The sequence below is a fragment of the Sphingomonas sp. Leaf67 genome (genome assembly GCF_001421965.1).
GTDB lineage: Bacteria > Pseudomonadota > Alphaproteobacteria > Sphingomonadales > Sphingomonadaceae > Sphingomonas.
The window spans coordinates 21625-46761 of sequence record NZ_LMLP01000023.1; the positions used below are offsets into that span (position 1 = coordinate 21625).

General features: G+C 65.4%; 19 protein-coding genes and 1 tRNA gene. 12 read left to right on the forward strand and 8 right to left on the reverse strand.

The features are described from left to right. Window positions 1–23: 23 nt before the first annotated feature. The 4 genes from ASE90_RS16100 to ASE90_RS16115 form a co-directional block, all read right to left on the reverse strand. On the reverse strand, window positions 24–1244 hold the full coding sequence (locus ASE90_RS16100) for an SDR family oxidoreductase (protein ID WP_056003153.1): 1221 nt from the start codon (window positions 1242–1244) through the stop codon (window positions 24–26). A gap of 64 nt (window positions 1245–1308) precedes the next feature. Continuing rightward, window positions 1309–1536, reverse strand: a complete 228-nt coding sequence (locus ASE90_RS16105) for a DUF1289 domain-containing protein (RefSeq protein ID WP_056003156.1) — start codon at window positions 1534–1536, stop codon at window positions 1309–1311. After that, window positions 1517–2941: a DEAD/DEAH box helicase gene (locus ASE90_RS16110; protein WP_056003159.1), complete on the reverse strand. Its 1425-nt coding sequence runs from the start codon at window positions 2939–2941 to the stop codon at window positions 1517–1519. Before ASE90_RS16110 ends, ASE90_RS16105 begins: the two co-directional genes overlap by 20 nt. Before the next feature lie 108 nt (window positions 2942–3049). After that, on the reverse strand, window positions 3050–3493 hold the full coding sequence (locus ASE90_RS16115) for a hypothetical protein (protein ID WP_156357659.1): 444 nt from the start codon (window positions 3491–3493) through the stop codon (window positions 3050–3052). Between the two features lie 109 nt (window positions 3494–3602). Here ASE90_RS16115 and ASE90_RS16120 point away from each other — a divergent pair, with 109 nt between their 5' ends. From ASE90_RS16120 to ASE90_RS16130, 3 genes are all read left to right on the forward strand, one after another. After that, window positions 3603–5045 carry an FAD-binding oxidoreductase gene (locus ASE90_RS16120; RefSeq protein ID WP_056003165.1) on the forward strand — a complete coding sequence of 481 codons (1443 nt, stop codon included), beginning with the start codon at window positions 3603–3605 and terminating at the stop codon, window positions 5043–5045. A gap of 78 nt (window positions 5046–5123) precedes the next feature. Then, complete coding sequence (locus ASE90_RS16125) at window positions 5124–5909, forward strand: SapC family protein (RefSeq protein ID WP_056003168.1); 786 nt, start codon at window positions 5124–5126, stop codon at window positions 5907–5909. Beyond that, window positions 5909–6442, forward strand: coding sequence for a cytochrome b (locus tag ASE90_RS16130; RefSeq protein ID WP_056003171.1), 534 nt, complete (start codon window positions 5909–5911; stop codon window positions 6440–6442). The genes ASE90_RS16125 and ASE90_RS16130 overlap by 1 nt, the downstream gene beginning before the upstream one ends. Window positions 6443–6626: 184 nt before the next feature. Here ASE90_RS16130 and ASE90_RS16135 read toward each other — a convergent pair whose 3' ends face one another. Beyond that, a complete protein-coding gene (locus ASE90_RS16135) occupies window positions 6627–7487 on the reverse strand; it encodes an N-formylglutamate amidohydrolase (RefSeq protein WP_056003173.1) in 861 nt (286 codons plus the stop codon). A gap of 101 nt (window positions 7488–7588) precedes the next feature. Here ASE90_RS16135 and cpdR point away from each other — a divergent pair, with 101 nt between their 5' ends. From cpdR to ASE90_RS16160, 5 genes are all read left to right on the forward strand, one after another. Continuing rightward, window positions 7589–7966 carry a cell cycle two-component system response regulator CpdR gene (gene cpdR, locus ASE90_RS16140; protein WP_056003177.1) on the forward strand — a complete coding sequence of 126 codons (378 nt, stop codon included), beginning with the start codon at window positions 7589–7591 and terminating at the stop codon, window positions 7964–7966. Window positions 7967–8041: 75 nt separating this feature from the next. Beyond that, window positions 8042–8116 (forward strand) — tRNA-Val (locus ASE90_RS16145). Between the two features lie 400 nt (window positions 8117–8516). Next, window positions 8517–9608, forward strand: a complete 1092-nt coding sequence (locus tag ASE90_RS16150; protein ID WP_162235108.1) for an acyltransferase family protein — start codon at window positions 8517–8519, stop codon at window positions 9606–9608. 349 nt (window positions 9609–9957) lie between these two features. Continuing rightward, window positions 9958–11025: an acyltransferase family protein gene (locus ASE90_RS16155; RefSeq protein ID WP_082449882.1), complete on the forward strand. Its 1068-nt coding sequence runs from the start codon at window positions 9958–9960 to the stop codon at window positions 11023–11025. Between the two features lie 165 nt (window positions 11026–11190). Then, a complete protein-coding gene (locus ASE90_RS16160; protein ID WP_056003186.1) occupies window positions 11191–12768 on the forward strand; it encodes an amidase in 1578 nt (525 codons plus the stop codon). A gap of 199 nt (window positions 12769–12967) precedes the next feature. Here the strand turns inward: ASE90_RS16160 and ASE90_RS16165 are convergent, their stop codons facing one another. Together ASE90_RS16165 and ASE90_RS16170 are read right to left on the reverse strand one after the other, a co-directional pair. Then, entirely contained in the window at window positions 12968–14350 is a 1383-nt protein-coding gene (locus ASE90_RS16165; RefSeq protein ID WP_056003189.1) for a M20/M25/M40 family metallo-hydrolase, read from the reverse strand. A gap of 73 nt (window positions 14351–14423) precedes the next feature. Next, window positions 14424–15764: a glycoside hydrolase 5 family protein gene (locus ASE90_RS16170; RefSeq protein ID WP_056003192.1), complete on the reverse strand. Its 1341-nt coding sequence runs from the start codon at window positions 15762–15764 to the stop codon at window positions 14424–14426. Window positions 15765–16084: 320 nt separating this feature from the next. On the opposite strand from ASE90_RS16170, the gene ASE90_RS16175 reads away from it, so the two are divergent. Then, the gene (locus ASE90_RS16175; RefSeq protein ID WP_056003195.1) at window positions 16085–17176 is read left to right on the forward strand and encodes an SGNH/GDSL hydrolase family protein; all 1092 of its coding nucleotides are present in this window, start codon (window positions 16085–16087) and stop codon (window positions 17174–17176) included. Window positions 17177–17329: 153 nt separating this feature from the next. On the opposite strand, the gene ASE90_RS16180 is transcribed toward ASE90_RS16175, so the two are convergent. Then, a complete protein-coding gene (locus tag ASE90_RS16180; protein WP_056003197.1) occupies window positions 17330–19726 on the reverse strand; it encodes a glycoside hydrolase family 127 protein in 2397 nt (798 codons plus the stop codon). Between the two features lie 338 nt (window positions 19727–20064). Here ASE90_RS16180 and ASE90_RS16185 point away from each other — a divergent pair, with 338 nt between their 5' ends. Genes ASE90_RS16185 through ASE90_RS16195 form a run of 3 tightly spaced genes read left to right on the forward strand, consistent with a single transcriptional unit; the run spans window position 20065 to window position 25126 of the window. Further along, on the forward strand, window positions 20065–22980 hold the full coding sequence (locus ASE90_RS16185) for a TonB-dependent receptor (RefSeq protein ID WP_056003200.1): 2916 nt from the start codon (window positions 20065–20067) through the stop codon (window positions 22978–22980). A 48-nt stretch (window positions 22981–23028) separates the two neighbouring features. After that, window positions 23029–24117, forward strand: coding sequence for an arabinan endo-1,5-alpha-L-arabinosidase (locus ASE90_RS16190; protein WP_056003203.1), 1089 nt, complete (start codon window positions 23029–23031; stop codon window positions 24115–24117). A gap of 1 nt (window position 24118) precedes the next feature. Next, window positions 24119–25126 carry an arabinan endo-1,5-alpha-L-arabinosidase gene (locus ASE90_RS16195; RefSeq protein WP_056003206.1) on the forward strand — a complete coding sequence of 336 codons (1008 nt, stop codon included), beginning with the start codon at window positions 24119–24121 and terminating at the stop codon, window positions 25124–25126. The last annotated feature ends 11 nt before the right edge of the window (window positions 25127–25137 follow it).

A 25137-nucleotide genomic window follows, 5' to 3' on the forward strand; every position in this document is an offset into this window, starting at 1 on the left:
AGGGGAAGGGAAGCGTCAGGCGTTCAGGGGTGCGCGACCTTGATATCGTCCGCATTCGGCGCGTCGGCTGCGCCGACCGGACGTTCGGAAAACGCCGGATCGTGCGCTTCGGGGATCGTGCCCCCATCGGCAATCCCCGCCGCATAGGACGCCGATGAATCGCTGCCGTCCGCCTGATGCGCCATGGTCGGCGGCGGGAGCAGCTTCACCTCCTCGTCGGTCCGACGCGGCGTCGATCCGCGTAGCGACAGCAACATGCCCGCCGCGACACCGACACCGCCCAGAATCGCCATGGTCGTCCACGGTCGCATCTGCGCTTCGAGCGCGAGGCTCTGCTTGCGGACGTAGATGTCCTGGTTCGACCGTTCGCGGCCGTCCTTGCGCGGTTCGAACAGATTGTCCTTGGCACCGGGCGTCGCAGGGGTATCGATCGTCTGCGCCTCTTCCTTGAAGAACATCTCCATGAACCGGTCGGCGCTGCGCGGCAGCAGGTTGCTCATCTTGATCATCGCCATGCCGGTGCCGCCGACGGTCAGGTCGCGCTTGGGATGGGCTGCGGCGAAACAGATCGCCTTGGCGACCAGTTCGGGATCATAAACGACCGGCGGGACGCGCGCCGGCTTGTCCATGCGGTTGCGGGCATGTTCGGGATAGGGGGTGTCGATCGCGGCGGGTTTGACCAGGGTGACCGATACCGGGCGGCCTTCGGCCTCCATCTCCATCCGGAACGCCTCCGTAAAGCCCTGCACCGCATGCTTCATCGCGCTGTACGCCCCCTGCACCGGCACCGACCGGTCGGACAGGATTGACCCAAGATTGACGATCGCCCCGCCGCCTCGTGCGGTCAGTTCGCGCGCGGCATAGAGCGAGGCCGCGACGGTCGCGAAATAGCCGACGTCGAATACGCGACGCTGTTCGTCGATGCCGGTCGCCTCCAGACGGGCATAGAGCGCGACGGCGGCGTCGTTCACCCATGTGTCGAACCCGCCGAACGCCTCGCGTGCCTTCGCACCGATCCGTTCGGGGGCATCGGCGGCGGTGATGTCGATCGCGAGGAAATCGACCTTGCCGCCGTGCAGCAGGATCGATTCGGTCGCCTCGCGCAACGCGTCTTCGTTGCGTGCGACCAGCAGAACCTTTGCCCCTTCGCGCGCGGCCCGGCGGGCGGTGGCGAGGCCGATCCCCGACGAGGCACCGGTGATGACGATAGTTTGCTCGGACAGCGGCTTGAGCGTGACGGCCATGGGGAACCTCCGAATGTCTGGATGGCGCGCTAACGCACGGCAGCCATCCGGGGGTCCGGCCAAGCTATTGTTCCAGAACCGCCATTCGCTGCGGCAGCACCGTCATCACCGCGCGGCGCGCTTCGCTGTCGATCGCGGTCCAGCGCGCGATCTCGTCGCGCGTCCGTCCGCAGCCAAGGCACCAGCCGGTGTCGGTATCGATCGAACAGACCAGCACGCAGGGGCTCTCGATCGCTTGCGGAGCGACCGGTTCGAACACGTCGTCCACCGGATCAGAGCGGGATGCGGACATTCAGGAAGGCGGGGAAGGGGCCGTTCCAGCCGCCATCCTCGACCGCGTCCTGCTGAACGTAGCGGGCCGGGCGTTCGTCGCGAAGTTCGGGCGCGCGCTCCTCGCGCTCGCGACGCGGACGGCGTTCCTCACGCTCTGCGCGCGGCGCGCGTTCGCGGGGCGCTTCCGGTTCAGGGGCGGCGGGACGAGCGCGAGGCGCCTCCGGTTCGGCGGCGGCCGGACGGGGGCGGCGACCACGGCGAGGGGCCTCCTCGACCGGTTCGGCCTCGACCGGCGCTTCGGCCGGTTCGTGCCCCAAGTCGAGCACCGGAATCTTCTGTCCGGTCAGCTTTTCGATATTGGCGATATTCTCGGCGTCGTCGGGTGTAACCAGCGTATAGGCGATGCCGGTCGCGCCACCGCGCCCGGTACGACCGATGCGATGGACATAATCGTCGGGATGCCACGGCGCGTCATAGTTGAAGACGTGGCTGACCCCCTTCACGTCGAGGCCGCGCGCAGCGACGTCCGAGGCGACGAGGATCGAGACGTCACCCGACTTGAAGCGTTCCAGTTCGGCGATGCGAGCGGACTGGTCCATGTCGCCATGGATTTCGGCGGAGCGGAAGCGGGCGCGTTGCAGGCTCTTGTTCAGTTCGCGCACGGTCGTCTTGCGATTGCAGAAGATGATCGCGTTGCGGACCTCCTCGGTCGCCAGCAGCGTGCGCAGCACTTCGCGCTTCTTTGCGGCGCTGACGGGCACGACATGCTGGGCTATGTTCAGATTGGTCGATGCCGGGCGCGACACCTCGATCGTCTTGGGATTGTCGAGGAACTTGTCGGCCAGCTTTTTGATCGGCGGCGGCATCGTCGCCGAAAACAACAGCGTCTGACGCTGCTTGGGCAGCTTGGTGCAGATTTCCTCGATATCGGGAATGAACCCCATGTCGAGCATCCGGTCGGCTTCGTCGATGACCAGCATCGAACAGCCGGTCAGCAGGATCTTGCCCCGAGTGAACAGGTCCATCAGCCGGCCCGGCGTCGCGATCAGCACGTCGACGCCCTTTTCCAGCGCGGCGAGCTGGTCGCCCATCGAAACGCCGCCGATCAGCAACGCCATCGACAGCTTGTGGTTCGCGCCGTACTTCTCGAAATTCTCGGCAACCTGCGCGGCCAGTTCGCGCGTCGGTTCGAGGATCAGCGAGCGCGGCATCCGTGCCCGGCTGCGCCCCTGCGCCAGGATGTCGATCATCGGCAGCACGAACGAAGCGGTCTTGCCGGTGCCGGTCTGGGCGATCGCGACCAGATCGCGCATCATCAGTACCGACGGGATCGCCGCCGCCTGAATCGGGGTCGGTTCGGTATAGCCCGAATCGTTGACGGAACGCAGCAGTTCGTCGGACAGGCCGAGATCGGCGAAGGTCATTGCGGTTCCATGGCTGGGGAACGCAACAGGCCCGCGCTCCGGTAAATCGGACGGCGCGTCGCGGAAAACGTCGGAAAAGTCAAGGTTGGCGTGCGCGCCGTCCGCAATTCAGCGCGCCGGGACCAGCGCGCGGAACTGCGCGATCCGGCACTGGCCACCGGTGCGCGAGCGGATGACGTCGCGTGACGCGCACATCCGCCCGTCGCTGCTCGGTTTGATATACATGCCGGCATAGAAATCGAGCGACGGGCAATCGTCGGCCAACCGCGCCCGCACCCGTCCCCCACCGTTCAGCAACAGATCGACGCTGTCGGTGCGGCTGATCGTCACCGCCGCGACACTCTGTACGGGCAGGCAACGGTCGGTCCGCTTTTCGACCCACTGGATCGGCGGGAGCGCGCGTGGCGCACTGAACGCGACGGGGGCGAAGGGGGCACGGGGAACGCGAATGATCATCCGCTGGATCCGCATCTCGGTCCGCATCACCGTCGTCGCCGGCGGTTCGGCAAGCCGACGCTGCGCGGCACCGGGCAGCGCGAGCATGAGCAACATCAGGGTCGCTGCGGGAAGCGGCAAGGCGGTCACGCGAAGAACATCTCCGATCGGAATTTAACCGCAGATGAACTGGTCGCAAGGGAATTGCGGTGCTACCGCCCGATCCATGATGCCATCGCCCGTCGCCGCGATGGTCGCCGATGCCCGTGCGGGGCTGGGCGACCGGATCGTCACCACCGATGTCGAACGGATCGCGCCGTGGCTGACCGACTGGCGCGGCCGCTATCACGGGAAGAGCGCGGCGCTGTTCGAACCTTACGCTACGGAACAGGTCGCTGCACTGGTTGCGCTGGCCGCGAAACACGGCGTGCCGATCGTGCCGCAGGGCGGTAACACGTCGATGGTCGGCGGGGCGACCCCGCCCGCGCATGGTGAAGCGGTGCTGCTGTCGCTCCGGCGGATGGATCGGCTGCGGCGTATCGATCCGGGACAGGCGGTCGCCGAAGCCGGCGTCATTCTCCAGAATCTGCACGAAGCCGCCGCCGATGCCGGCCAGCGATTCCCGCTGACGCTCGGCGCGCGGGGCAGCGCGACGATCGGCGGGCTGGTGTCGACCAATGCCGGCGGTACGCAGGTGCTGCGCTGGGGCAATATGCGGCGGCTGGTGCTGGGCGTGGAGGCGGTGCTGCCCGACGGATCGGTGCATGACGGGCTGGCGGTGCTGCCCAAGGACAATCGCGGTTACGACCTGACGCAATTGCTGGTCGGGGCGGAGGGGACGCTCGCCATCGTCACCGCCGCGACGTTGCGGCTGGCCCCGGCCATTGCCGAACGTGCCGTCGCATGGGTCGGGATCGGCGATCCGCAGGCGGGACTCGACCTGCTGCGCAGGATGCAGACGGCGACCGACCGGATCGAGAGTTTCGAGATCATCCCTGCCGACACGCTGGCGCTGGCCGTTGCACACGTGCCGGGCGCGCGCACGCCGCTGGCAGGCGATTATCCGTGGCAGTTACTGATCGAGGCGGTTGCGGCCCCGGGCGAATCGCCGCCCGCGCCGCTGCTCGAAACGCTGCTCGCCGATGGGTTCGCTGCCGGATGGATCGGGGATGCGGTGATCGCCACCAGCGAGGCGCAGGCCGAGGCCTTCTGGCGGTTGCGCGATTCGCTGTCGGCGGCAGAGAAGTCGACCGGACCGGCGGTCCAGCACGATATCTCGGTACCCGTGGACACCATGCCGCGGTTCATGACGCAGGCGGCGGCGGCGGCGGAGGCACGCTTTCCCGGTACCCATGCCACCGCCTTCGGCCATCTGGGCGACGGCAATGTCCATTTCCATGTCCGCGCGCCGTCGGGGGTCGATCCGGCGCGCTGGTATGCGCAGGACGCGCCGGTCGTCACCCGCTTCGTCCATGACGCGGTGACGGCGGCGGGCGGATCGATCTCGGCGGAACATGGCATCGGCCAGATGAAACTGGCCGAACTGGAACGGCTGGGTCCGCCCGCCCGGCTGGGGGCGTTGCGCGCGATCAAGGCCGGGCTGGACCCGTTCGGGCTGTTCAATCCGGGCAAGCTCGTATCGCTTGCGCCCCGCGCGACCAATCCATAGACGGTGGCACGAGGTACGCCCGGGGGGGCGGCCGTCCGGCAATCAGCCGGACCGAATTGAGTATCTGGAGACCCTGAAATGGCCAGCGCGCCGCAGAATCAACCGCTTCCGCTGTTCTACAATCGGCTCGAACCGCTTTCGAGTCAGACGCACGGCAATTGGAAGGTCCGTTCGTCGGATCGTGCGCCGTTCCTGACCGGGCAGCATGCGATTCCCGTCACCGTAGAAGAATTTCCGCTGGTGCAGCGCCGGATGCCGATCGTGTTCTCGGTCGGTGACGATCCTGTGCCGCTGGCGCTGATGGGGCTGAACGAAGGCGTCAACACGTTCCTCGACGACGATGGCCGGCTGATCGACCCGGAAACCTATATTCCGGCCTATATCCGTCGCTACCCGTATCTCCTCGCGCGCCTGCGCCCCGATACGGACGAGCTGTCGCTGTGCTTCGATCCGACGTCGGACGTGATCGGCCCGTTCGAGGAAGGCGAGCCGCTGTTCGATGGCGACCAGCCCAGCGAAGTCACCAAGCAGATCCTCGCCTTCAACGAGCAGTTCGAGCAGGCCGGCCAGAAGACCGGCATGTTCATGAAGGAGATCAAGGATATGGGCCTTCTGATGGACGGCGAAGTGTCGATCCAGCAAGAAGGCAACGACCAGCCGTTCGTCTATCGCGGTTTCCAGATGATTTCGGAGGAAAAGCTGAACGAACTGCGCGGCGATCAACTGCGCAAGATGCAGCAGTCGGGGATGTTGCCGCTGATCTTCGCGCACCTGTTTTCGCTGTCGCTGATGCGTGACGTGTTCGCGCGGCAGATGCGACAGGGCAAGGTGCAGGCGCAGCCGGCAGCGGTTCCCACTTTCTAATGCGCGGCACCCGGCCGTTCCACGCCCAGCGCTATTCGCGCGGTGCGATCTTCTTTCACTGGACGATCGCGCTGCTCGTGCTGGTGAATCTGTGGATCGGCCTGGTCGGCGGATCGATGGGCGTTCACAAGGCGGTCGGCATCACCGTGCTGGTGCTGACCGCCGGGCGCATCGCCTGGCGCATCGCCAACCCGCCGCCGCCACTGCCCGCCTTTGTCGCGGGTTGGGAGCGGCTGGCGGCGAGCTGGACGCATCGCCTGTTCTATATTTTGCTGGTCGTCCTGCCGCTGAGCGGTTGGGCGATGGCGTCGGGGGCCAAGCGCTACCCGCTCGATTGGTTCGGGCTGTTCCCGATCCCGTATCTGCCGATCACGCCCGCGGTTGCCGGGGCCGGACATGAGGTCCACGAAGTCGTCGGGTTCCTGATGGCCGGACTGGTCGCGCTCCATGTCGGCGCGGCGCTGCGGCACCAGTTCCTGCTGCGCGACGGCATCGTTTCGCGCATGCTGCCGGGCGGGCGGCGGGCGCGCTGAGATGCGTTGCGATAAAGTCACGGTCAAATGTAAAAAGGCTCTTGAAGCCGTCCGGACAGCTCCCTAAATACTGGTTACACGGTTCGATGTCCCCCCTTTCGTTGGACCGTGCGGCGCGTTTCACGCGCCTCCTCCCTGAACCTTGGCCACTCCGTGTTGTACACGGGGTGGCTTTTTTCTTCGGCTATTCCGCTGCGATGCGGCGCGTCGTATTCAGCGCGATGTCTGATGCCCGGTCGAGCACGGCCCGCACCAACGCGATCATCTCGCCGAGGCCGGCACCGGGCCGGTCGAGTGCATCGTCGAGATACAGGCTGCGGTCGATCTCCAGTTGCAGCGCATGAATGTCCGCCCGCGGCCGGGCGTGTTCCGACAGGATGTGGCCGCCGGCATAGGGATGGTTGATCGCCAGCGGCAACCCGCGATGGCGTACCACCGCTGCGATCGATTCGGTCAGCTGCCCGCCCGCGCTCCGCCCGTACCGGTCGCCGAGCACGATCTGCGCCGGCGTCAGCCCGACCAGAGTCGGCATCGAGTGCAGGTCGAGCAGGATCGCGATGCCAAATCGGGCATGCGCCGCCGCCAGTGCCGCCGCGACCGCCGCGTGATACGGGGTATGATCCGTTGCGATTCGCTCGATTACTTCCGCATCGGTCAGCTTGCGCCGCCACATATTGTCGGCGCCCCCGGCGCGGCGGGGGATCAGCCCGATGCCGCTGCGGACCTTGTCCGATGCGGCGCGACCGGCGTCGCGTGGGTCCGCGCCCGCATCGACCTGCGGATCGCGGTCGCGCACCGGCGACCGATTGAGGTCGATCCAGCCCCGCGCCCGCGTCGCCACCAGCATCGTTTCGTCGCGGCGCGCACCCTGCGCGACCGCATCGACATACCGGTCCTCCAGCGCCGTCAGCCGCGCGACCGGCACGGTCAACAGCGACAGCATCGCCGGCGGATAGTCGCGTCCGGCATGGGGCACCGACACCACCACGGGCGACACCGGATCGGCCGGACCGAAACGGCGAAAGGACAGGGGGGCGGGGATCATGTCCCGTACAGGATCACGGCCCGCCGCAGTTGTCGAGCATATCGCTGGAAAATCTTAACCCGGAACGGCATACTGTCCGGGCTCGGGTCGAAGGGGTTGGGATGTACAGGATTTTGCTGGCCGAAGACGACCAGGTGATGCGCGAGTATCTTACGCGCGCGCTGGAACGTGCCGGCTATGGCGTCAGCGCGGTCGATCGCGGCACGGCGGCGATCCCGCTGCTGCGGACCGAAACCTTTGACCTGTTGCTGACCGACATCGTCATGCCGGAGATGGACGGCATCGAACTGGCGCAGCGCGCCGGCGAGATGGTCCCCGACCTGCGCGTCATGTTTATCACCGGTTTCGCGGCAGTCACGCTCAAGGCCGGACGACAGGTGCCGCATGCCCGTATCCTGTCCAAGCCGTTCCACCTGCGCGAACTGGTTGCCGAGGTCGACCGGCTGTTCGGGGAAGAAAGAGTGCCGACCAGCAATTAAGCGCTTGTCAGGCGGCAACCGCGCCGCTAACAGCGCCACTCCGGTTTCGCTCTCTCCGGCAACAGAGAGAGCGCCGGGCGCGTAGCTCAGTGGTAGAGCACTGTGTTGACATCGCAGGGGTCGCAAGTTCAATCCTTGCCGCGCCCACCATTTAGAAAGCCCGTCAGGTGAAAGCCTGGCGGGCTTTTTCGTTGCTCGTCGATTCTCTCGGCTCGATGGGCGTTTGGGCATGCATGTTCCTTGCCGCGCTACGCCTCCTAATTCCGGCGCATAATCGTTGCGCCGGGAAACGGTCTGTCCCGTATTCGATGCGTACTGGCGCGATCACGCTACATCAGTCGAAAGTATTGCTACGGCTGGCCGGACCAAGCGGCCAGAATCACGAAAGAATTAAATCCATTTCGAAGCCGTTGCGAAAAATGAGTTGAAATAAAAGGGGGTTGTATGTCACTGCGCCCCGGTCAGCTTTTTGGGAGGGGCGGCAACAACTTCGGGGGAAGAAGACATGGAATTGGCGCGGTCAGACCATCATGGGGAGGCACCGACGGACGTGCCGATCCGGAAGCCGGCGCATATTCCGGCGCTCGACGGGCTCCGGGGCGCTGCCGCGCTGTTGGTCGTGGTTTCCCATTTTCAGACCCTCGGCCTGTCCGAGGATCATATCCCGCATTCGGGCACGTTCGGGGTGATGATCTTCTTCGTCCTCAGCGGCTTCCTGATGGGCCATCTCTACCTGTTCCGGCCGTTCGACGCAGCCGCCGTGACCCATTTCATGGCGTCGCGCATCGCGCGGGTGATTCCACTGTTCTATGCGGTGATCATCGGCTCCTATATCGCGTCGAAGATCTTCGGCAGCGACTTCGTCTATTATCTGACGACCTTCGATACGGTGAAGCACCTGCTGTTTGTCGGCAGCAAATATGTCTTCTGGTCGATCCCGCCCGAAGTCGAATTCTATGTCGTGTTCGTCGGTCTCTGGTATGTCGTCGCGCGGCGGCACGTCCTGCGCTATCTGCCGGTCTTCGGGTTCGGGCTGGCGGCGATGTTCGTCCTGCAACCGATGTTCCCCGGCATCACCGTCTTCAATTCGCTCCCGATTTTCCTCGCGGGCGTCGGCGCGGCGGTGTTGTGCCGCTACGTGCAGTTCGACCGGATCGACAAGCGTTCGGCGACGATCGTCCAGTGTCTGGGGATCGTTCTGATGCTGTCGATCTTCGTGGAGTTCGTCTCGACCGATCCGACCAAGACCGGCTTCGGATGGGAGCGCGGACGTGTTTACGAAAGCCTGCCGATGGCGTTGCTGTTCGGTGCGTTCGTGCTGTCCTTCACGATCGATACGAAGTTCGCGCGCGTCTTCTTTGCGAACCCGGTCATGCGGCGGCTCGGAGCGTATAGCTTCTCGATCTACCTGCTGCATGAGCCGGTCGCCGACACGGTCCGGAATGCGCTGCAGCTATGGAACGTCCCGATTGCTCTGCAGATCGTTGTCATTCTGGTCGCGATCGTCGGCGTGGCATCGCTCAGCTTCCGCTTGTACGAAATGCCGATGCAGTCAGCGGTCAGGCGCGCCATCCTGCACCTCGACCGGTACCGGGTTCGCGGTGTCTCGATGTTGCGCGAAGCGCGGGCGGGCGGCCGGTAAGCCGGTATGCTCGCGCGACCAGAGCAAAGCGGCCTGGATCTGGACGCTTTCCGCGGCCGGTTCTGACAAAATTTCTCTAGATTCCGATAATTCGGCAACGTCGGTGTCGATCCGGATATCTTAGCTCGAATCGGCGAAGCGTTATCAGGTGGATACGTTTGATAACTTGGTACGGCAAGTGGCTGTGTTTCTGGCGTTCCAGATTTTCCGGGCCTAAGATCATAAAAATTAGGTCCCTTTATCTCCAGTGTTGGATTATCCTGTATCATCCCGAAAACGAACCGGCCGATATGTTTGATGTCGGATCTTATTTGATAACAAATATACTGGACATTCTTGCGCATATCTGATGTTGCCGCTGTTGATTGCATCGGGGGGTGCAGAGGACGGGGCAGCGATCATGACGGTAATGAAGCAGGCAGAACGTAGCGAAGGGCGGGCACCCCGCCAATCGTGGATGGATTTGCTGCGCGGTCTGGCAATCCTGCTGGTCGTGGCATTCCATTCGGTGGCCATCCTTAGTCGTGTCGATCTGGTACCACCGGCTTGGCTGAAAGAAATCACCGATTTCTTCGCGCTTTACCGAATGCCGACGCTGATGTTCCTGTCTGGCTTGTTGCTGCCAAAATCGCTGAAGAAGGGGTCGGGTACCTACTTCCTCGGCAAACTACGCAGTGTCTGGTGGCCCTATCTGATCTGGTCGGCCGTCACGGCCATCGTCTTTTCCCGCGACGTTGGCAGCGTCTCGGCTATCTTCAGTCTCCTGAATGCTGGAAGTTACCTCTGGTTTCTTTACTTCATCGGGATTTTCTATTTCGTTGCCTATCTTGTGAAGTCGTTCAACTTTTTCGTTGTCGGGGCGGCTATCTTCGGAATTGCGGTGCTGGTGTCGTTCGGGTCGCCCGGCATCGTCGTGCATACGCGCATGTTCTACCTGATGACCTTCTTCTTCCTCGGCGCATTTGCGGGTCGGCATTGGGATGCCTTCCTCGCCCTCACCGATCGGCGCGAAAGCCTGTTCGCGGCAGTAGTCGCCGCGATCGGCGGCGCCTTTGCCGCCTATTTCGACTTTAAGTCCGGACCGGCGTTCATCGCGCTGACCCTCGCCTTCGTGATCGCGGCATGCCATCTGTCGCGTAAGGTCGTGGATCATCGCTGGACGCACCTACCCAATTATGTCGGCCGCAATTCGCTGAAATTTTATGTCAGCCATTTCCCGGCCATTTATCTGTTCGACGTCATGGCGGTCCGGCTTGGTGTCACCAATACCGACATTATTGTCCTCGCCAGCATCGTGTTCGCATTGTCGGTCGGACTGATCCTGTCGGTCGCAGCGGAGCGATCGAAGGCGGTGCAGTGGCTTTTCGCCGTACCGAATTTTGGCAAACCGGCCGCGGTCCGCCCGGCCAATGCGTGAACCTTGCTGCCGGGGCCGCGCGAACCGCACGGTGCCCGTCTCGATGCCCGGTTCCTGCAGATAGGTCGTCGAGGTTCGGATGACCGCCGCCGTCCGGTTGATCTACGGCCATTGCGCGCATCGCTATCCGCGTTAGCATGCTCCCAAATGACGGGAAGGATTGCGATGCGCTGCTACGGATGGATCGGTCTCGCCGCGACGACGCTGGCGATCGCGACGCCCGCTACCGCGCAGCGGGTCGAGGAAGTGTCGATCGATCAATTGCAGGCGCAGATGCGCGCGGGCGCCACCGACAGCGTCGCGGTCACCCGCGCCTATCTCGCCCGGATCGCGGCGATGGATCGCGCCGGCCCGACGCTGCGCAGCGTCATCGCGCTGAACCCGGATGCGTTGCAACAGGCGGCGGCGCTTGATGCCGAGCGGCGTGCCGGGCGGGTGCGGGGGCCGCTGCATGGCGTGCCGATCCTGATCAAGGATAATATCGAGACGGGGGACCGGGTTGCTACCACCGCTGGTAGCCTTGCGTTGCGGGACAACTTCACCGGGCGGGATGCGCCGTTGGTCGCCTATCTGCGGCGGGCGGGGGCGGTGATCCTCGGCAAGACCAACTTGTCCGAATGGGCCAATATCCGGTCGACCCGGTCGATGAGCGGGTGGAGCGCGGTCGGCGGACTGGTGCGCAACCCCTATGCGCTCGATCGCACCGCCTGCGGATCGTCCTCGGGATCGGGTGCGGCGGTCGCGGCCAGCTTCGCGGCGGCAGCGGTCGGGACCGAGACCGACGGCTCGGTGGTCTGCCCCTCGTCGATCAACGGACTGGTCGGGTTCAAGCCGACGCTGGGCCTGATCAGCCGCAGCCGGGTGGTGCCGATCAGCCATAGCCAGGACACGCCCGGGCCGATGGCGCGATCGGTGCGCGACGCGGCGCTGTTGCTGTCGGCGATGGCCGGACCCGATGCGACCGATCCCGCCACCGCCCGGACCGAGGTTCGGGATTATGTCGCTGGCCTGTCGACCGACGCATTGAAGGGGCGGCGGATCGGCGTGATCCGGCCGCAGGGGATGACGCAGCCGCTGACCCGGCGGTTCGACGCGGCACTTGCGGTGCTGCGCGCGGGCGGCGCGACACTGGTCGAGGTGACGCCGCCCAAGCTCGACGGGTTGGGCGAGGCGGAACTGCTGGTGCTCCAGACCGAGTTGAAAGCCGACCTGAACACCTATCTTGCAACCACTCCGGCGGCGGTGAAGACCCGCACCCTCGATCAGGTCATCGCCTTCAACCGCGCGAACGCGCCGCGCGAAATGCCGTTCTTCGAACAGGAAACGTTCGAGGCCGCGGCGAAGACGGGGGGCCTGAAGGACCCCGCCTATCGCGCGGCGCGGGCGAAGTCGCTGCGGCTGGCGGGTGCCGAAGGGATCGATGCGATGCTGAAAGCCGCGAAGGTCGATCTGTTGGTCGAGCCGACCTATGGCGCGGCGTGGCTCAGCGACCCGGTGTACGGCGACCAATATGGCGGCCCGTCGGCGTCCGAATTGCCGGCGGTGGCGGGCTATCCGCACCTGACCGTACCGATGGGGCTGGCGCAGGGACTACCGGTCGGGCTGTCGCTCATCGGCACGGGTGGTGCCGATCAGCAGGTGCTGAACGCCGGCTATGCCTATGAACAGAGGGCGCAGGCCCGGATCGCGCCGCGTTATGCGGAGCGTGCCGAGGTGGGCGTGGGGCTGGAAGGGGTTCGGTAGGGGCCAGACAGCGACGTTCCAGCGCTCGACCACAATTCCAGCCTACCCTGGCGAGGGCCGCGGCCCAGTTGGGGGACGCCGGTAATCTACCGGGAAGACATCCCAACCGGACCCCGGCCTTCGCCGGGGTACGGTGAAGATCTGGCCAGATCCGCAAGCCTGACAAAAGTCTCGTTTGCGCCAGACCGAAGTCGGGACGCTACCCCAGCGTCTTGAGCAATTCCTCCCACCACACGACGCCCGGATCGATCGTCGCCACCGGCACGCGTTCGTTCAGCCCGTGGGCAAAGATTTCGCCGGGCTTCATGAACACACCCCCGACGCCGAAGCTCGGGATACCCTTGGCCCGGAAATGCATCGAATCGGTGGCGCCGGCTTCCTGCATCGGCAGGACCGGCGTACCCGGCGCACGTTTGGCGACCACGGTCTTGACCGCCGACACGACCTTCGGGTCGAGCGGGGAGGCACCGGCCTCGATCGTGCCATTGTCGCGGAAGGTGACCGCGATCGTCGGGTCGGCGACCAGTTCGATCAGCTTCTTCTCGATCTCGGCGCGCGGCGTGCCGGGAAAGATGCGGCAGTTGATGTTGGCCATCGCCCGCTGCGGCAATGCGTTGGGCGCATGGCCGCCGTTGAACATGGTGGGCACACAGGTCGTACGGACTTGTCCCACATAGCGTTTGTCGGCGGACAGGATGTCGGCGGCGGCGGTATCGGCCGGATTGGCGGCGAACGCCTTCATCGCCGCGCCCAGCTCGCCCGGCGTTGCGGCGGCGGTCCCGGCGAGTGACGCCTTGGTGATCTCGTTCTGCTGCGGCGGGAAGCGGTAGTTGGCGATCCGCACCACCGCGTTCGCCAGCACCGCGATCGCGTTGCGCGGCCCCGGTCGGCTCGAATGGCCGCCGGGATCGGTGACGGTCAGATGCCAGTCGCCATAGACTTTCTCCGCCGCCTGCAGGCCATAAGCGATCGGCTTGCCATCCTCGCCCAGTGCGCCGCCACCGGCATCGGCGTTCAGCACCAGCCCGGCATTGACGAACGCCCCCGCTGCCGCCTGCGTCGTCTTCATCTCGGTTTCTTCGTCACCGGTCAGCACCAGCACAAGGTCGCGTTTCGGCACCCAGTTCTCGCGCTTCAGCTGCATCAGCGTCGCGACGACCAGTGATACGTTCGCCTTGTTGTCCAGACTGCCGCGCCCGAAGACATAGCCACCCTCGACCACCGGCGTGAACGGATCGCGGGTCCAGTCCTTTGCGTCGGCGGCGACCACATCCATATGGCCCAGCACGACGGTCGGCTTCGCCTTGCGGTCGCGCCCGGCGATGCGCGCGGTCAGATAGCCGGTCTCGCCCAGCGGCACGAACGTCACGTCGGCATCGGCAAAGCCCGCCGACACCAGTTGCTGCTTCAGATAGGCGGCATAGGCCGGCACCTGCCCCTCGCCCTGCACCGTCTTGAACGCGATCCCGCGCGTCAGCAGCGTCAGCGCTTCCTTGCCCGTAGCGGAGGTCGGCGCATCCTGCGCGATCGCGGCGGCGGGGAGCAGGGTGGATGCCGCAAGGACGACGAACAGGTGGCGCATGGACTTCTCCGACTAGGCTGCCGGCAGTCTGCGCAGGGGAAGGGGCGGGGCGCAAGACCGCCCCGCACCCTCGTCACGCCGGCAGTGCGGCAATCGCCTTGGCGTGATCGGACACCAGCCGGATCGTCGTGTCACCGGTGAAGATGCCGTACCAGCCCTGCGGCTCGTGCGGCGGATCGCCCATATACTGGCGGTCGCCGTCCTGGAACCGGTAGTCGGGATGCGCCGCGCGCGCTTCGCCGTTCCATGCCCAGAAATTGGTGCCGGCGATCGGCCCGCCGTCCTGCATGTCCTTGATCGCCGCCGAATAGATGCGACCGTAGAAGCGATCCTTGTACGTCGTCGCCACCGCCGGATCGTTGCTGCCGCCGTCGCGCGGATAGCCGAATTCCTCGATCACCATCGGCTTGTCCAGCCGGCGGGCCAGCGCGACATGGTCGGCGATATACTGGTCGGTCAGCATCTCGCCACGCGCGGCGGTATTGGCGAGGTCGGTCTGCTTCACCCAGTCCCAGTTGTTGGGCCAGATATGCACGGTCAGATAGTCGATCTCTGGGATGGCATGTTCGGCCAGCACGATATCCGCGCTGTCCAGCCCGCCCTTCAGCCCCTCGCTGCCGGTCGAGACCAGATGGTTGCGATCGATCGACTTGATGAACTGCGCACTGTCGCGGACCCACGCATAGAATTGCGGCAGGTTCGCATGGGCCATGTCGCCCGACGGACGCGGCTCGTTCGACAGCTGCCATGCCATGATCGTCGGATCGTCGGCGTAGGGCTTGCCCGTCACGCCGTTGGTCCGCCCGACGACCGCACGGATCCAGTCGCGATACAGGTCCATGGCGGCGCGATTGCCGTAGAATTGGGCATTGAAGTTCGCGAATTCCGGCCAAGGATGCGCCGGATCGTTCATGTTGAGGTATTTGCCGCCGTTGACGTAGGACAGGTACGTCATCATCCCGCCCGACCATTCCCAGAAGTTGGTCAGGTAGAGCACCGCGCGAATGCCGCGCTTGCCCATTTCCGCCAGCGCATAGTCGAGCCCGGCGAGCAGCGTCTGGTTGTAATCCTTGCCGGGACCGCGAAAGCCCGGCTTGATCGAATTCTTGAGCGGCCCTTCCTCGCTCGACGCCAGCACGCGCAGGTTCGTCACCCCCATCGCCGCCAGCGCGTCGAGTTCGCGGCCCAGCCGTGCCCGGTCGCCATAGGGCGCATCGGCACCCAGATAGGCGGCATACCACATATTGCCGCCGACGAAACGATAGCGCCGGCCGTCGAGCGACAGCCGCATCCCGTCCCGCCGCACGAAGCCGCTGGTGCCGCCGGCGGTCGGCCGCGACAGGGGAGGGGCCATGGTACAACCGGCGAGCAGCGCGCCCGATCCGATGAATCCGCGCCGTGCGATCGTCGTCATGCCGTCCAGTCCCTCATCCCTACGCCGGTCTTGCCGTCTGTGCCGGCAGACTGCGGAACCGGCGCATCGCTGTCAACATATGTATTTCATTTTTGTTTATTCCGCGGCCGGAAGTGGTTACGCTTGCTCGCGGCCACCAGAAAATGAGTTGCGATGCGCTACCCCCGAACGATCCCATGGCTGATGGTGCAGTTGGAAAGGTTTTGCGGCCCATCATCGGCGTCCGCCGACCGGCCCCCGGCGTTCGCCGGCAAGCTTTTTGCAACTGTCCTTTCGCACTCGAACCAGAACCGCATAGCCCGAGGACCAGAAGGACCGATATGCCCCGCCCCCTGATCGCTGCCTTCCTGCTGGCACTTCCCGCCATCGCGCCGGCCCAGACCGTCGCCCCCGTCGCCGAAACCGCCACCCGGCCGATCCCGCTCCACATCGGCGGCCGCGTCGTCCCCGCCGATGGCGGGTATCAGCGGCAATGGCCCGGCACCTATCTCGAAGCCGCGTTCAAAGGCCGCGCCGTCGACCTGAAGATCGGTCCCGGCGAGGTCTCGCTGCGCATCAGCATCGACGGCGCGGCCCCGGTCGCACTGGTCCGCCCCAAACCCGGCCGCTACCGCATTACCGCGCCCGGTGTCGGCCGCCATCGCGTCCGCGTCGACGTGGTCAGCGAATCGCAGGCCGGCCCGACCGGTCTGGGCGGCCTCTTCGCGCCGGCCGGCACCACGCCGCTTGCTGCACCCAGGGCCGCCGCCCGCCGGATCGAATTCATCGGCGACTCGCACACCGTCGGCTATGGCAACACGTCGACCAGCCGCGACTGCACCGAGGTGCAGGTGTGGGAAACGACCGACACGTCGCAGGGGATCGCCGGTCGCCTCGGCAAACGCTACGGTGCCGATATCCGCGTCAACGCCATTTCCGGGCGGGGCATCGTTCGCAACTATGGTGGCTTCGCAGCACCGACCGTGCCGCAGGCCTATCCCTACGCGCTGTTCGACGCAAAGACCCCGGCCGACGACGCGAGCTGGCACCCGCAGGTCATCGTCATCGCACTCGGCACCAACGACTTTTCGACGCCGCTGAAGTCCGGCGAACGCTGGGCCGATCGCGCCGCGCTCCATGCCGATTACGAAGCGCGCTATGTCGCCTTCGTCCAGGGGTTGCGCCGCCGCGACCCGAACGCCCTGTTCGTGCTATGGGCGACCGACCTCGCCGATGGCGAGATCCTGCGCGAGGTGCAGCAGGTCGCGACCAAACTCCGCGCGACCGGCGAGACGCGCCTTGCGGTCGTGCCGGTAACCGGCCTTAATTTCGGCGGCTGTCACTATCATCCCGACCTGGCCGACGACGCAAGGATCGCTGCGATGATCGCGACCGTGATCGATGCCCGGCCGGACGTGTGGAAGCGGCGCTAAGAGGCTGTTTGAAAACTCGCGGTAAAGCGAGTTTCGCAGGCGGTGCCGGCCCGCTCCCCCGCCCGGCCACCCACACGGTATTTTAATGGGTGGCCGGGAGGGGGAGCGGGCCGGCACCGCAAAAATGCGCCACGGCGCATTTTCAAACGGACGCTAGACCGACGTCACCGGCGCGGCGTCTTCGGCGGTGAGCATCCGCACTTCGTAGATCACTGCATCCCCCCGCTTCGCGGTCAGGGTGATGGTCGCCGCCGGGCGGCCCTGCGCTCCTGCCGACGGGATCGGATAGTCGAGCGCGACGAACCGGTCCGCCGCCGGCTCCTTGTGCGTCGCGGTGGCGAGCGGTGCGCCGTCGAGGGCGATATCGATCGCGCGATCGACATCGCGGCCCCAGATCAGCAGCCGCAGCACCGCCGGTCCCGGTCGCCGGGCCAGCGTCATGCCCAGTGTCTGGCCGGGTTTGATGCGCCGCGCCGACCGTCCCGACCAGTTCACGACCTCGCTGCCGCCCGGTACCAGCTGATGGTCGCGCTCCGGCTGCATCTCGCCCATGTACAGCGTGTCGACGGTGCGGCGGCCGAGCGTCCGTGCCTCGGCCTGCGCCCGCACATACTCGCCCCGCGCCGCCGCCCAGCGATCGCTGGTGAAGGTCGGCAGATACACCGCCGTCCGCCGGTCCCATTGCGAATAGAAGGGGCGGAAGGTCAGCGTTTCGCCCAGCGCGCCGGTCGCGGTGAAGCGGTTGTCGCCCGCCGGCGTCAGGCTGTCGGCGATCGCGCCGTCGTTGACCAGTGCCGGCCCGGTGCTGTCGAACGGCTTCGCCTCGCTGCCCATATCGGCGGCGAGCACCAGCGGACCATAGGTGAAGGCGACGATCGTCGGATCGTCGGGCGTCGCTTCGGTCGCCAGCGTCATCGGCAGCGTCAGCGCGACGGTATCGCCCGCGCGCCACCGCCGGTCGATCACCGCATAGCCGCCGCGCACGACTGGCGCGATCGCCTGTCCGTTCAGCGCCACGACCGGGTCCTTCGCCCAGCCGGGCAGGCGGATCGCGATCGCCTGCCTGCCGCGCGGCGCGCGCCGGACGGTGAGCGTCGCATCGCCCTTCAGCGGCATCGCGGTATCGAGATCGACCGCCAGTCCCCGTTCGCTCCAGTCGAGCTTCGATGGCACGAACAGGTTCAGGTACAGCGTGTCCGCATCCTGCCACCAGATCGAATCGGCATGTTTGGCATGGCTCTCCATCCCCGATCCGACACAGCACCAGAAACTGTCTTCGGGGCTGGAATAGGTCCGCCGCGCCCCCGCCGCCAACGGCATGAAATAGACGAAGCGGCCGTCTCGTGGCCGCTGATGGGCGAGCATGTGGTTGATCTGCACCCGTTCGTAGAAATCGAACCAGCGTGCCTCTGGCTGCCAGCCATAGAGATGCCGGGTCAGCTTCAGCATGTTATAGCTGTTGCACGCCTCGCACGTCGCCTCGCCCAGTCGGTTCGACAGCTGGTCGGGCTGGCCGAAATGCTCGCGTTCCGAATTGCCGCCGATGACATAGCTGTGATGCCCGGTCACCCGCTGGTGAAAGAAGCGCGCCGCCGCCGCATGGGCCGGCGCGCCGGTCAGTTCGTAGAGGCGGGCAAGGCCGATCACCTTCGGGATCTGCGTGTTGGCGTGCAGCCCGGCCAGCCGGTCCTGCCCGGCGGTCAGCGGGTCGAGCACCGCCTTGTGCCGGATCTTCTCCGCCATCCGCAGCCAGCGGGCATCGCCGGTCAGCGCATAGGTATCAGCATAGCTTTCGTTCAGCCCGCCATGCTCGGCCGCCAGAATGCGCTGCATCTGTTCGTCGGAGCGCGGTTCGAGCACGCCGGCCAAATAGCCGGCCATGCCGAGCAGTATCGGCATGGCCCGAGCATTGCGCGCCAGCACATGCGCGTCGATCAGCCCGGCATGAACCTTGTGCCACGTATAGAGCGGCACCCAGCCGCCGTTCAGGTCGAACCCGTTGCTGCGGATATCGCCGCGACGCAACTCCTCGAACACGATCTTGCCGTCGACCGTCCGGCCGTCGCGCTCGACGGTCGTGCCGCCGACATAGCCGTCGCCATGCGCCGCCTGAATCCGTGCCATCTCCTTCAGCGCATGGTCGAGCCGCGCCGCGACCGCTGCGTCGCCGGTATTGGCGACGGTCAGCGCACAGGCCGACAGCCAGTGGCCAAGGCTGTGCCCGGCAATCCCCTGCGCCTCCCAACCGCCATAGACCGGCTTCGGCGCGGGCAGCCCCGCCGAGATATAGAAATTATGCAGCAGCCGTTCTGGGTCGAGATCGAGCAGATAGCGGCGATTGGCGGCGAAGGCATCGGCGAAGGGCGATGGCTGCAACGTCACGAATCGGGCGGGGATCGGTTCAACCCGACGCATCGCTCGAGTCGCCGCGAACGCCGATGTGCCGAACGGCAAAAGGCTGGCACCGATCATCAGGCTCCGGCGGCTGATCGACAGGACCCGGCCGGGTCCGGTGCCGTGCGGGATCGGGGGCGTGACGGGGTTCGGCATGGACGGTCCTGACTGACGGTTTGGCATCGCTGCGTCTTCAGGAAAGAATTGTCTGACTTTTGGAAGGACGTCAACCGGCGATGGTGCAATCCTGCCAATGGTATCGCTATCATCGCAGACACTGATTGAGCTTGCCGGGGCGCGGCCTGTTCGATGCCGCTGTATAAAATCGGAGGCTAATCAGGCACGAACCCAATCGAAGCGCGCCAGTCGCGACGTGCGACCGAAGTGCAACGTCGCCGACATTTTTCATATCGTCCCCATTGCATTCCCCCGTCCTCACGGTAATTGTCAGAGTATAGATAGGCTCAATCAAGGGTCTGATCGGGGAGAGTTTCATGGTCGTCAGGGCCGGGATGCTGGTGTCGGCATCTGCAATCGCTTTGTTCCTTGGCATGCCTGCCTATGCGCAGGTGACCGGTGCAACGCCCGGTGTTCCCGCCGATGGCCCGGAACAGGCCGGCGACGGCACCGTTTCGCGCGACCCCGCCACCGACGAAGGCGACGAGATCATCGTCACCGGCGTGCGGGCATCGATCGTCGGGGCGCTGAACGTCAAGCGCAACGCGACGCAGGTCGTCGACTCGATCGTTGCCGAGGACGTCGGCAAACTGCCCGACAATAACGCGATCGAAGCGTTGCAACGCGTCAGCGGCGTGCAGGTGACGAACCGGGCGGGCGGTGAAGCCGCCGCGATCTCGATCCGGGGTCTGCCCGATGCGCTGACGACGATGAACGGGCGCAACATCTTTACCGCGTCGGGGCAGAATTTCTCGCTGGCGGATATTCCCGCGAACCTGGTCAAGCGGATCGACGTGTACAAGACGCGCGCCGCCGACCAGATCGAGACCGGCATCGCCGGTCAGATCGACGTGTTCACCCGGCGTCCGTTCGACTTCAACGGCTTCGCGCTGTCGGGCGTCGCACGCGGCATCTATAACGAACAGGCCGACAGCATTAATCCCAACGTGTCGGGGCTGATCAGCAATCGCTGGGAAACCGGGATCGGCGATATCGGCGTGTTGGTGAGCGGCAGCTATGCGCGCACCAAATATCGCGACATGAGCGTGACGGCGGGTGCGATGGTGCCGTTCGCAACGACCGCCAATCTGCCGCGCGGCAGCGGCGCGGCCAATGTTTGCGTGCCGTCCAATCCGAACGGCTGGACCGTGCTCGAACGGATTGCGCCGACGGATTGCCGTGCTCCGCAACAATTGCTTTGGCAGCCGGGTCTCGAACGCGGTTTGCCGACTACGCCCGGATCGACGTTGCGGATCAACGGGCAGGACGTTCCCTATTATCTCTCGCGCGACGCGGTGTTCAGCCCCGACATCGCGGGCACGCGCGAACGTCCGGCAGTGAACGCTGCGGTCCAATGGTCGCCGAACAGCAGTTCGACCTACACCGCCGAATTCTTCTGGAACCAGTTCCGCGCGACGACGCAGAACAGCCTGTTCTTCAGCTTCGTCGATTGGTGGGGCGGGCTCGGTGCCAATCCGGCCTCGACGATCGAGCTCTATCCCGACACCAACATCGTCAAGGCGCGCTCGGTCGGCGACGTGTTCGGGTTCAACAGCGGCGACTATACCCGGTCGAAGACCGACAGCTTCGTCTATGCGCTCAACGCCGATTGGAAAGTGGGCGATAACGGCCGGATCACCGCCGATCTGTCGTATCAGAACAGCCAGTTCGACACACAATTCCTCGCGATGCGCCTGAACCGCATCGCCAGCCGGATCGATGTCGATTTCAACACCCGCAACGGCATCCCCGCCTATAATTTCGACAATAACGACCTGCTGGTCGATCCGACCCGGTGGACCGTCGGCGAATTCTACGACAATGCCAACCGGTCGAAGGGCGATGCCAAGACCCTGCACCTCGACGGCGAGAATAAGTGGGACGAAGGTTTCCTGCGCCGGGTAAAGGCGGGCATCCGCGTCGACGATCGCAACGCGGTGGATTCGGTGCGGTCGCAGGATGCGGGCGCATTGGGGCGACGCTTCTCCGATCTCGATCCGGGCCTGCAACTGACCAACAAGGACTTTTTCGACGGTCGCGCCAGCGTGCCGACGTCGTGGCTGGTCCCCAACGGCACCTATATCTACCAAAATGTCGACGCGATCCGGCAGCTGTACAAAAGCACCGTCGCGCCCAATTTCCTGCTGTCGGATCAGCTGCGCCTGACCGACGTGTTCGACATCAACGAAATCACCATGAGCGCCTATGCCATGGCCGATGGGCAGTTCGACCTGTTCGGACGGCCGTTCCATGTGCAGGCCGGCCTTCGCTACACCGATGTCGACACGAATTTCGTGTTTACCGACCGCTATAACGGCACCGTCACCCGCGCATCGAACGGCACCGCCCGGTTCCTGCCGAGCGCCACGCTGCGCTACGACATCGCCGACGATTTCCGCATCCGCTTCAACTATGGCGAGACGCTGCGCCGGCCGGCGTTCGGCGATCTCAACCCCAATCCCAATCTGGTCGGCGACCTGACCAATATCGGTCGCGGCAGCGGGTCGTCGGGCAATCCGAACCTGCGCCCGACCATCGCCAAGAATTACGACCTGTCGGCCGAATGGTTTTTTGAACGGGGCAGCGCGATCTATGGCACGCTGTTCCGGCGGGAGATTGACGGGCTGGTCGTGCCGCTGACGTCGGTGCTGACCATTCCCAATACCGGGCTGAACACCAATGTCTTCGCCGTCACCCGTCCCGAAAACGCCTCGAACGGCGTGCTCAAGGGGATCGAGCTGGGGCTGACCTATTTCCCGACCTATCTGCCCGCGATCCTCGACGGGTTCGGATTTCAGGGCAGCCTGACGCTGCTCGATTCGAACCAGAACATCCCGTTGACCGACAGTGCCGGCAATGTGACGGGCGAGACGCAGTCGGCCTTCTTCGGCGTGTCGGACCTGTCGTACAATGCGACGCTGGCCTATGAGAAGGGCGGCCTTGGCGCGCGTCTGTCCTATGTCTGGCGCAAGGCGTTCCTCGCCAACAACGAAGCGCGGCTGTTCGCCAATCCGATCGGCGTCTGGCGGCGTCCCGAAAGCAGCCTCGACTTTCAGCTGACCTATGCGGTCACCAACCGGCTGGGGCTGACGCTCGACGCGGTCAATCTGACCAGCCAGACGCAGCAGAATTATTACCGGTTCGAGGATGCCGGCAATGCCGACCAGTTCAACCTCGGCACCACCCTGCTCTCGCGGACCTTCGCGGTCGGGCTGCGCTACTCGTTCGACTGACGCGCATCGCCCGCTGTGATCCAATCCTTTTCTGACGGAGTGACCCCCATGATCCGGTCCACGCTTCCGCTCGCCGCCCTCGTCCTGCTCGCCGGTTGCAACGGTATTTCGGGTACCGATGCCAGCGGCAATATCTCGGCACCCGTCGCACCGGCACCGGCACCGGCACCGACGCCGACCCCCACGCCGACACCGACCGCGACGTCGGGCCTGTTGGCGCTGACCGGCGACACGATGCCGGTCCATGACCCGGCCATCCTGAAGGACGGTAACACCTATTTCCTGTTCGCGACCGGGTCGGTCACCGATCGCGAAGGGTTGCTCGCGACGCGGACCTCGACCGATCTGACCGCATGGACGTGGCGCGGCCCGGCCTATACCGCGCTGCCGGCATGGACCGGGACCGCCGTGCCCGGCACGTCGGGCATCTGGGCACCCGACATCGTCAAGCGTGGCGGCGAATATCGCCTGTATTATTCGGTCTCGACCTTCGGCAGCAACCGGTCGGCGATCGGCCTGACCGTCAACAACGCACTGAACGTCAACAGCCCCGCGACCGGCTGGGTCGACAAGGGGGCGGTGATCCAGTCGAACACCACCGACAATTTCAACGCGATCGACCCGGCGGTCTTTACCGACGCCAATGGCGGCGAATGGATGGCGTTCGGCAGCTTCTGGTCGGGCATCAAGATGGTCCGGCTCGATCCTGCTACCGGCCTGCGCCTTGCCAGCGACCAGACGATCTATCCGCTGGCGACACGCCCCGCACCGGGGGCGATCGAAGCGCCGTTCGTCGTCCGCCACGGCGACTATTACTACCTGTTCGCATCGTTCGACGCCTGTTGTCAGGGGGCGAACAGCACCTACAACACCGTCGTCGGCCGGTCGCGGACGCCGACCGGGCCGTATCTCGACAAGAGCGGCAAATCGATGCTCGACGGTGGCGGTTCGCTGGTGCTGGCATCGGGGCAGGGGACCGATTCGCGCTATGTCGGGCGTGGCCATGTCGCGGTGCTGCAGGAAACGACCGGCGATCATATCGTCTATCACGCCTATGACCGCGAACGGAACGGCGCACCGACGCTGCAGATCCAGCGGCTGACATGGGATGCCGATGGCTGGCCGGTGGCGCAGTAACATGGGGTTCGAACGCGTGCTGTCGTCGTTCGCGGCGCTGTTGCTCGCCGGGGCGGGGGTCGCACAGACCGCCGCCCCGGAAGGCGACATCCGACCGGTCCATGATCCGGTGCTGATCCGGCAGGGGGCGACCTGGCACGTCTTTTCGACCGGCATCGGGCGCGACGGGCAAGGGGTGCTGTCCGAGCGGACCTCGCCCGATCTGGTCCATTGGCAGGCGGGCACGCCGCCGTTCGCCAGGCTGCCCGACTGGGCGACGCAGGCCATCCCCGGCGCGCGCAATCTGTGGGCGCCCGACATATCCTTCGTGAACGGCCGCTATCGCCTGTATTATTCGGTCTCGACCTTCGGATCGAACCGGTCGGCGATCGGCCTCGCCACCAATGCGACGCTCGACCCGCAAGCGCCCGGCTATGGCTGGCGCGACGAGGGCATGGTGCTGCGATCGATGCCGGGCGACGCCTATAACGCGATCGATCCGGCGTTCATCGCCGACAAGTCGGGCCGACACTGGCTGTCGTTCGGCAGCTTCTGGAGCGGGCTGAAACTGGTCGAGCTGAACCCGCGGACCGGCAAGCCGCTATACCGCGACGCCAAGCCGCTTGCTTTGGCCAGCCGTCCGGTCCCGGCGGGCGCGCCGTCGATCATCGAGGCACCCTATATCTTCGAACGCGGCGGTATGTACTGGCTGATCGCCAGCTACGACTATTGCTGCAAGGGCGTGAACAGCACCTATTACACGGTCATCGGCCAGTCGAAGACGATCACCGGGCCGTATCTGGGCAAGGACGGCAGTTCGATGCTCGCCGGTGGCGGCACGGTGCTGCTGCGGGCCGATCTGGAGGAAAAGGGCCGGTTCCGCGGTCCCGGCCATGCCGGCCACAGCCGGGGGGACGACGGCATCGACCGCATCGTCTATCATGCCTACGACAAGGAAAATGCCGGTGCGCCGACCCTGCGCGTCGCGACCCTGCAATGGGGCAGCGATGGCTGGCCGACCGCCCGGTGAAGGAGAGAATG

Coding starts and splice junctions, on each gene's coding strand:
- ASE90_RS16115 (WP_156357659.1), bottom strand. CDS start 3,493: ATGTTGCTCATGCTCGCGCTGCCCGGTGCCGCGCAGCGTCGGCTTGCC.
- ASE90_RS16100 (WP_056003153.1), bottom strand. CDS start 1,244: ATGGCCGTCACGCTCAAGCCGCTGTCCGAGCAAACTATCGTCATCACC.
- ASE90_RS16125 (WP_056003168.1), top strand. CDS start 5,124: ATGGCCAGCGCGCCGCAGAATCAACCGCTTCCGCTGTTCTACAATCGG.
- ASE90_RS16105 (WP_056003156.1), bottom strand. CDS start 1,536: ATGTCCGCATCCCGCTCTGATCCGGTGGACGACGTGTTCGAACCGGTC.
- ASE90_RS16135 (WP_056003173.1), bottom strand. CDS start 7,487: ATGATCCCCGCCCCCCTGTCCTTTCGCCGTTTCGGTCCGGCCGATCCG.
- ASE90_RS16170 (WP_056003192.1), bottom strand. CDS start 15,764: ATGACGACGATCGCACGGCGCGGATTCATCGGATCGGGCGCGCTGCTC.
- ASE90_RS16110 (WP_056003159.1), bottom strand. CDS start 2,941: ATGACCTTCGCCGATCTCGGCCTGTCCGACGAACTGCTGCGTTCCGTC.
- ASE90_RS16130 (WP_056003171.1), top strand. CDS start 5,909: ATGCGCGGCACCCGGCCGTTCCACGCCCAGCGCTATTCGCGCGGTGCG.
- ASE90_RS16195 (WP_056003206.1), top strand. CDS start 24,119: ATGGGGTTCGAACGCGTGCTGTCGTCGTTCGCGGCGCTGTTGCTCGCC.
- cpdR (WP_056003177.1), top strand. CDS start 7,589: ATGTACAGGATTTTGCTGGCCGAAGACGACCAGGTGATGCGCGAGTAT.
- ASE90_RS16175 (WP_056003195.1), top strand. CDS start 16,085: ATGCCCCGCCCCCTGATCGCTGCCTTCCTGCTGGCACTTCCCGCCATC.
- ASE90_RS16190 (WP_056003203.1), top strand. CDS start 23,029: ATGATCCGGTCCACGCTTCCGCTCGCCGCCCTCGTCCTGCTCGCCGGT.
- ASE90_RS16120 (WP_056003165.1), top strand. CDS start 3,603: ATGATGCCATCGCCCGTCGCCGCGATGGTCGCCGATGCCCGTGCGGGG.
- ASE90_RS16155 (WP_082449882.1), top strand. CDS start 9,958: ATGTTGCCGCTGTTGATTGCATCGGGGGGTGCAGAGGACGGGGCAGCG.
- ASE90_RS16180 (WP_056003197.1), bottom strand. CDS start 19,726: ATGCCGAACCCCGTCACGCCCCCGATCCCGCACGGCACCGGACCCGGC.
- ASE90_RS16160 (WP_056003186.1), top strand. CDS start 11,191: ATGCGCTGCTACGGATGGATCGGTCTCGCCGCGACGACGCTGGCGATC.
- ASE90_RS16165 (WP_056003189.1), bottom strand. CDS start 14,350: ATGCGCCACCTGTTCGTCGTCCTTGCGGCATCCACCCTGCTCCCCGCC.
- ASE90_RS16185 (WP_056003200.1), top strand. CDS start 20,065: ATGGTCGTCAGGGCCGGGATGCTGGTGTCGGCATCTGCAATCGCTTTG.